Origin of the sequence: Methanococcoides sp. (assembly GCF_030594565.1) — an archaeon.
In the GTDB taxonomy this organism is placed as follows: Archaea; Halobacteriota; Methanosarcinia; order Methanosarcinales; family Methanosarcinaceae; genus Methanococcoides; species Methanococcoides seepicolus.
Window position 1 is genome coordinate 1 of sequence record NZ_JAUVEY010000102.1, and the last position, 7,929, is coordinate 7,929.

Sequence of the window (7,929 nt, forward strand, 5' to 3'; positions counted from 1 at the left end):
CTACCCTTCCTCTTAATGCTTTTGTTGCTGTCTCTTCCTGCGTTCCTGCAACTTCCTTTGAGACTGCTGGAGCTTCCATCAATGTTGATGATATTTCATCCCTGATGGCTAATGAGGACGTTGTCGGACTTGGTGAGATGATGGACTATCCCGGAGTCATCCTTTGTGATGAAGCAAAGCTTTCAATGATACGGGTAGCGCTCAAGGAAAGGTTGGTCGTTGACGGTCACTGTCCTGCACTTTCCAGAGAGCAGTTGTTCGGCTACATGTGTGCCGGAATATCCACTGACCATGAATCCATCGAGTATGAAGAAGCTCTTGAAAAGCTGCGTCTTGGGATGAAACTAATGATACGGGAAGGTTCGGCTGCAAAATCACTTGATAAATTCCTTCCCCGCCTGATCGAGGATGGTGTTTCCCTTGAAAATGTTTTCTTTGTGACGGATGACAAGCACCCATCTGACCTGTTGAAAGGCTATATGGATGTGATCGTCAGAAGGGCGATGGAACTGGGACTTTCACCCATGGATGCTATTTCTCTGTGTACCCTCAATGCTGCGAAACATTATCGTGTGGACCATATTGTCGGTTCGCTTTCCATGGGAAGAAAGGCTGACATTATCGTACTAGCTGATATTGAGGAATTCATTATAGACTCGGTCTATGCATCTGGCAGGCCGGTGGAAAGTTTTGTTCCTTCGTACGAATATCCGGATACAGTGTTCAATACTGTGGAATTCGATCAAGTTACTGCATCAGATCTGCAGATAAGATCCAATGCGGACAAAGACCATGGGGTGTGGGTCATTAAAGTAGTTCCTGACCTTATCGTGACTGAGAAAGATACCTTTGTATTGCATTCGGATATGGATGGCATATTGATGCCTGACGTTGAGAATGATGTGCTTTCGGTCGTTGTCATTGAAAGGCATGGAAGGAACGGGAACATTGGTGCAAGTTTCATCAAGGGGATGGGTATCAAGAACGGTGCCATCGGGCAAAGCATTGGTCACGACAGTCACAACATTGTCGTTACAGGTACCGATCATTCGGATATGGCATTGTGTGCCAATACAATACGCAGCATGAACGGTGGCATATGTGTGGTCAATAATGGCAAGGTCGTGGAAAAGCTCGAACTTCCATTTGCAGGTATTTTGAGCACATTGCCTGCGGCTGAGGTTGAAAAGAAGCTCAATGATCTTCATAAAGCAGTAAAAGAGACTGGTTGTACCCTTCCTGCTCCATTTATCACACATTCTTTCATAGCGCTTCCGGTAATACCTTCTTTACGGCTTACTGACATGGGGCTCTTTGATGTTGAAAAGTTCAGTCTTATATCTCCAATAGATGAGATAATGGATTGAACTTTTTCTTATAGATTGTAAACATTTGGACAATATAAAGGTTGCAGAGGGTTCTCAAGATTTATTCCTTTTGGAGTGATGTTGAATTTCATCAATTTCATGGGGATACAGGTCCTCCTCATCTTAATTATTTTTATAAATCTCTCTATTTGGAGATTCTCTGGATTATCCTTCATCATCAGGTTGATAGAGCCGCAGACAGAATAATCTGCGATGTTATGTGTTATCTCGTGAGTGGCATCATCCATGATGAAAAGGGCTGTACAGTTCCTTTCCGCAAGTATCTGTATCATTGTATCCAATTTATCCCTTAGTTCTCTCGGGGTCATTTCAAGAGTGAACACTCCGATATTATCGATTATTGCAACATCCGTTGAGGCTGGGATGTAATCAAGAAGGTCCATAAGGCCAATTTCCCTTTTTGTTGGGTCATACATTTTGCCGGTCTTATTCCTTACATAGTTCGTCCTTTGATCATAAACACGGTTAATTTGTAATAATCCTGATTCGATGTGTCCCATAAGGTCGAAACCGAACATGTTCGCCTGCTTTACCAGATTGTATGGCATCTCTTCAGTAGCGATAAGGACACATCTTTTATTGTTGCTGCATGCCTTTTCAAGAAAATGTAATCCAAAAATAGTTTTACCCGTACCTTGAGTACCGGTCACTAAAAAAGATTCTCCTTGTGGATACCCACCATCAAGCCTTGTATCAAGACCCGGAATTCCGGTTGATATCCTGTTTATATGATTATTCATTGAAACACCCTCACTTTTAGACTGTTCATGTAAATCTGAACCTTCCGGATCCTACAACAGTAATGCTATTGTTCTTACCATTGTTTGATCTTCAATTGAAATTACCTGTTGTGCGGACAGATCAGAATGCAGTTTTCCACTTTAATACTATTAAACTAAATATGTCCATCAATATATATTATATGATTGGTATATCAATTTTTGTCCACTTACAAATTATATCTTTTTGTAGTCTGCAAGAAATAAAGTTGGATGGAAGGGTCTGACAAAATAGGTTTTTTGGAGAACAAAAAAGAAAAGCAGTGGCACACAAACTATCTAATGATAAAGATAATGTGAGCATGCCATTTATTCAACTGTCTTATCCAAATTTTTCAATGTAGTTCTTATATGCTCTAATATACTCTGCATGTGGCCAGATAAGCGGAATGGTCACATATGCCATACCGTCCTTCCATTTTGGGTGGTTACGAACGTTCTCTATCATCGTCAGCTTACTGTCTCTCAGTATCTTTGCATTGGTATAATCCTCAAACCAAATCTCGAAACGTTCTATGGTTGAAATGTGTTCAGGTAGTAGATAGTTATGTGCCATATCGACCACCCAACCAAGATACATTTCTGCCATATCCTGATCATCAATAGCAGTGTAATGGCTTGCCAGCTGGCAGGTAAAATGGCACCAGGGTCCATATCCGCCATTGTTCCTGTCCCACATCTCAGGGTAGCGGTTCAATCCACCGATTTCGCTATCCCAAAGTTTGTCATGGATCCTCCTGACAGTATAACGGTTCTTAATATCCTGTTGTTCAATAATGCCAAAATAGGCAGGTGCATATTCGACAACATCTACATCAATGACACTGGATGCAAAAGCATCGTAACCAATGGGATTGCTGCTCTTCTCTTTTACACGTATGCATTTGATGAAAGATCGCCTTCTCGGGCTGTACATTCGGGTGAGGATCGCCTCTTTTATTTTTTCAGCTTCCATTTCCCATGTGGTAACATCCTTTCCTAAAGCTGCTCCCATTTTCACCGCAGCTTGTACTCCGGCACAACAGGCACAATTCGCGTAAATCTCGAATCCGTGCTCGTATGCCGGATATTCGTGAATGCTGTTTATGGTATGAACAAGATCCACCTCTTCGTTCTTGTTCATGAGAATGAATTCGACTGCTTTTGAAATGGTCTCCCAGTGTTTTTCAACAAAACTCTTGTCTGCCAGTTTTTCAAAGAACATCCCGCCAGTTGCTTCAAAATATTTTCCCATGGAATAGAGGACCAGGCCATTTCCATCGATCTGAAGGTCTTTATAACTGGCATCATTTCCATCGATATCATATCTCTGGGAAAATTCTCCAAGAGGTTTTTGTGAATTGAGTACAAATTCAAGCCCTTTCTTTGCTTCATCCATCATGTCTGCTGCAATGCATCCCAGAATAGCTACAGAATGATCCCTGGGATAAATGAAAGGGTAACGTGTTCCTGGAGGGCTTGCATAGAATCCTCCTTTCTCATGTTGGTTGTTTTTCAGTATCTTCACGCTGTTCTCGTAAAGTCTTTCTGCTTCGATCAGATTCAATGGGCTCACTCCTTGTCAGGATACTGCATCTTGCAAACGTAATACGATCTTTCGAGATATTTGTCCACTTCTTCTTTATTCATCCCGGCCCTTTCAAGGGCTTTTTCGTTATACACATTATTATGTGTTCGAGGGCATTTCGAGCCTACATTGAGAAGTTCGACACCAGCGAGTTCAGCACGCTTTGTGGTGTAACTGTGATAAAGGATGCCGGTAACGGTCGTAAGTGCCGGATATTTCCATCCATCCTCAGCTTCCTCCATTTTTCTGTTGGAGAGATTTACAAGTTCGGTGAACTGTGAAGGACGCTCACCGCACATCTGAATGAAATCCAAAAGTATGTTGGAGAACGGGCAGAGTGGTATGTAATTGATATCATCTTCACGTGCACCTTCAAATCCAGGTCCTTCTATCTCTGCAAGTTTTAGCCCTATTTTTTGGAGCCAGTCAGTTGTTTCTTCCAGTCCGTCTTTGTCAACCATCTCTATTATACCCAACAAAAAAGCCTTTGAGATCATATTTTCAACGCGTACCAATTAATTACCCCCTTTATTATCAAGTATGCTCAAATGTCATCGTTTTTTCCGATAAGGTCCATTATGGCATTGTTCCAGCCGACAGGTCCAATGCCATCAGCATGCTTGATCTCTGTCAGTATTATCGATGGATCATATTTACCATCCGGCTTTTGCACAAGGAATGGTATATCCACGGCTTTTAGCATGGGAAGATCGTTCAGGCTGTCTCCGAGTGCTATTGTGGTGACTTCTTTGAATTGTTGCCTGTAGATCTCAGTCAATGCTCTGACGGCTTTTCCTTTGTCATTGTCTCCCATAATATGCCAGTAGCGTCCCCCTTTTGTATGGTTCAGTCCGGCAGCGTGTATCAGTTCGATGACCTTTGCATTTGCATTCTCATCTTCTTCAAGCCGGAACGCTTCATCATATTCTCGCAGTTTGGCAAGTTTTGCCGAGTGGATGTCAAGGCCTGTGTCCTCGCTCACACCTTCACCATCGAGATCGCCGAATCCTGTTATCTTAAAACCGGTCTTCTTGCGGATGTCTTCAAGAATTCCTCTGATCCTGGTATATGATGTTCCAAATTCTATGACTTTATAATTTCCAATCTCATCCCCTTCTTTCAGCTCAATGCTGAAATAATCCTTTGGTATGAAAATCGCTCCTCCGTTCTCTGATATGAACGGATGGTGGCATTCAAGTTCATCAACATATACTTCAAGTTCTGCACGTGTCTTGCTTGTACAGAATATTAATGGTATCTCTTTCTCATTTAAGAGCTCAAGTGCTGGTCTTGCAGCATCGTATGAGTATGTGTCATGGTCTATCAGCGTGCCATCCAGATCTGTAAATATGATATATTTCAAAATACCCCCACCTTATCAATATCCAATCGACAATGTCGAATGCTGCCGATTATGCGGAATAGTATAATTTCCCCTTCTCTTTTGTATAAAAGCTTATATTGTATGTTCTATATATAGATATTCTACTTAATAACATAATATTCCTTAATATCGTCAATCTGGGGGTTGGCATCCTTATAAAGGGTTACATGAGAATTAACTCTTGAATTATGGGTGCTTTCGCTATTCGGGGAGTTAAATGGATTTTTATCAAGAATACATTACAACGATTCATGATTTTTGTATCGACAAAGAAAAGCTTGTTAGGAGAATAGAGGAGCTAAAGGAACGCAGACCTGCTTCACTTATCATTCCTATTCTTTATGAGGAAGTTGAGAACCCACCTCTCAAAAAAATAATCACAGACCTTAATGAATGTACTTATATAAGCCAGGTTGTGGTTGCTCTGGCAGCTGAAAGTACTGAACAGTATGTGCATGTGGTCGAATATTTTAAAGACCTTAAACTTCCCCATATTATCGTATGGTGTGATGGTCCACGGATACAGCATATCATTTTCGGTATGAAAAAGAAAGGTATTGATCTTACATCTTTTAAGGGAAAAGGAAAAGATGTCTGGATAGCTATTGGCATAGCAACTCTTGATTCGTATGCTATTGCTTTCCACGATGCGGACATTGTGACATATTCAGTGGATTTTCCGGCAAAGCTCCTTTATCCTATTGTAGAGACCGAGCTTAATTTCTTTTTTAATAAAGGCTACTATGCAAGGATAGATATGGATGGCATGGCTATGCATGGGCGTGTTTTCCGACTTTTTGTTCGTCCTTTGCTCGATACTTTGCAATCCGAGTCTAAAGCAGATATATTGAGATATTTCCTTGCTTTCAGGTATACTCTTGCCGGGGAGTTCGCTATGACCAGTGACCTTGCCATGAACATACGCATTCCTGCTGACTGGGGGCTTGAAGTTGGTCTTCTTGCAGAGGTTTACAGGAACACTACAACAAAAAAGATATGTCAGATCGATCTGGGCTATTATGACCACAAACATCAGCAATTGGGTACAAATAGATCAGAAGGTCTTTGCAAGATGGTAGGTGATATTTTCACAACATTTATGCGCGTTGTGACAGAGTCTACGGATAACCGCATGTCAGAAGCATACCTCCACGGGATCCATGTCAGATATAAACGATTAGGTCAGGACCTTATCCGAAGATATCATGCGGATGCTCTTTGCAATGGGCTTTATTATAACAGGCATGAAGAAGAGACATATGTGGATATGTTCGCACGTGTGATAAGAAGTGCTGGTGATGATTACAGGCATGATCCTTCTGATGTGCTGATGCCGGACTGGACCCGGGCTCTTTCTGCTGTGCCTGACCTCAGGGAACAATTATACGAGGCATGTATTGCTGATGTTAAGGAGTATTGCAAGGAGGAGTGATATCCTTCTCCTTAATATTGGTTTTTTCGAATGGATGACATAAAGGCATCCTTAAATATTATCTCATCAGGAATACATTATTATTTTTAATATCAGGAGACTTTGTTAATATGAGCCCTTTATCATTATCCAAAAGATCGGTCAATATTCCTCCGTTCTATGTGATGGAAGTTCTTGAAAATGCACAGAAGCTGGAACATGATGGGAAGGATGTGGTGCATCTTGAGATCGGGGAGCCGGACTTTCCAACAGCACCGCACATATGTGAGGCTGCTCATCAGGCTTTGACTGCGTGTAAGACACGATATACTCACAGTCAGGGCATTTACGAACTTAGAACTGCGATAGTTGATGATTATAATAACCGGTTCGGGCTCGACCTGGTTCCTGAACAGGTGCTTGTCACTTCCGGTACCAGTCCTGCTCTTATGCTCAGCTTCATGGCCCTTCTGGACCAGGGCGATAAGGTGCTGCTTCCGAACCCCCATTACGCATGTTATCCGAATTTTGCGACAGCTCTTGGTTCTGTTCCCAGTTTTGCATATACTTCTGAGGAGAACGGGTTCGGGCTGACACCGGAACTGGTTTCCGAGAACATGGACGAAGATACGAAAGCCATCCTTGTGAACAGTCCTTCAAATCCCACAGGTTATGTCATGTCTTCAAGGGAGATGCAGGGTATCGCTGAGGTGGCTGGGGATGTTCCTATCATTTCGGATGAGATATATCAGGGGCTTGTGTATGAGGGCGAGGATCACAGCATTCTTGAATACACTGATAATGCGTTCGTTCTGAACGGTTTTTCAAAGAAGTACTGTATGACAGGCTGGCGGCTTGGTTATTTGATAGCTCCGCTTGATTGTATGAGGGTGTTGCAGAAATTACAGCAGAACTTCTTCATCTGTGCCAATAGCTTCGTTCAGGAAGCGGGTATTGCTGCCCTGGAAGGTCCACAGGACCATGTGGATAAGATGGTGGCTACCTATGATGAGCGCAGGAAGTATCTTCTGAAACGCCTGAAAGATATAGGGTTCCGTATAGGGTACGAGCCAAAGGGTGCTTTCTATGTTCTTGCCGATGCACGTGAGTTCGGTTCGGATTCCCTTGAGATGAGCCGCAGGATACTGAACGAAGCGGGGGTGGCTGTGACTCCGGGAATTGACTTTGGCAGCGGTGCGGAAGGATATATCTGATTCTCGTATGCTAACAGTCTTGAGAATATCGAGGAAGGTATTAGAAGGCTCGATGGTTTTTTGAACGGCTGATTGCTGAAGGTCTAAGAATTATCTTAAATCAATCTAGTATAATTTTGAATGTGCATCATGTTTTGGTAATTGGAGCATATTAAGGAACTTAAATGGAAGATGATGGGGTTTTCT

The 7,929-nt window shown here is 42.3% G+C and carries 7 protein-coding genes; 3 read left to right on the forward strand and 4 right to left on the reverse strand.

Features of this window, described 5'->3' with window-relative positions:
- Positions 1–1,367, forward strand: a 1,367-nt coding sequence (locus QAS77_RS08740; RefSeq protein ID WP_305064987.1) for an adenine deaminase, incomplete at its 5' end; no start/stop codon positions are given.
- Positions 1,368–1,375: 8 nt separating this feature from the next.
- Here QAS77_RS08740 and QAS77_RS08745 read toward each other — a convergent pair.
- From QAS77_RS08745 to mpgP, 4 genes are all read right to left on the reverse strand, one after another.
- Positions 1,376–2,128 (reverse strand): RAD55 family ATPase, encoded by a 753-nt coding sequence (locus tag QAS77_RS08745; RefSeq protein ID WP_305064988.1) that lies wholly within the window; start codon positions 2,126–2,128, stop codon positions 1,376–1,378.
- A gap of 361 nt (positions 2,129–2,489) precedes the next feature.
- Positions 2,490–3,713, reverse strand: a complete 1,224-nt coding sequence (locus QAS77_RS08750) for a glucoamylase (RefSeq protein ID WP_305064990.1) — start codon at positions 3,711–3,713, stop codon at positions 2,490–2,492.
- Positions 3,714–3,718: 5 nt separating this feature from the next.
- The gene (locus tag QAS77_RS08755) at positions 3,719–4,249 is read right to left on the reverse strand and encodes a hypothetical protein (RefSeq protein ID WP_305064991.1); all 531 of its coding nucleotides are present in this window, start codon (positions 4,247–4,249) and stop codon (positions 3,719–3,721) included.
- A gap of 29 nt (positions 4,250–4,278) precedes the next feature.
- Positions 4,279–5,097, reverse strand: a complete 819-nt coding sequence (gene mpgP / locus QAS77_RS08760) for a mannosyl-3-phosphoglycerate phosphatase (protein WP_305064992.1) — start codon at positions 5,095–5,097, stop codon at positions 4,279–4,281.
- 238 nt (positions 5,098–5,335) lie between these two features.
- Between mpgP and gpgS the strand changes: the two genes are divergently transcribed.
- Positions 5,336–6,550 carry a glucosyl-3-phosphoglycerate synthase gene (gpgS, locus tag QAS77_RS08765; RefSeq protein WP_305064993.1) on the forward strand — a complete coding sequence of 405 codons (1,215 nt, stop codon included), beginning with the start codon at positions 5,336–5,338 and terminating at the stop codon, positions 6,548–6,550.
- 110 nt (positions 6,551–6,660) lie between these two features.
- Entirely contained in the window at positions 6,661–7,743 is a 1,083-nt protein-coding gene (locus QAS77_RS08770) for a pyridoxal phosphate-dependent aminotransferase (protein ID WP_305064994.1), read from the forward strand.
- The last annotated feature ends 186 nt before the right edge of the window (positions 7,744–7,929 follow it).

Coding starts and splice junctions, on each gene's coding strand:
- QAS77_RS08745 (WP_305064988.1), bottom strand. CDS start 2,128: ATGAATAATCATATAAACAGGATATCAACCGGAATTCCGGGTCTTGAT.
- gpgS (WP_305064993.1), top strand. CDS start 5,336: ATGGATTTTTATCAAGAATACATTACAACGATTCATGATTTTTGTATC.
- QAS77_RS08770 (WP_305064994.1), top strand. CDS start 6,661: ATGAGCCCTTTATCATTATCCAAAAGATCGGTCAATATTCCTCCGTTC.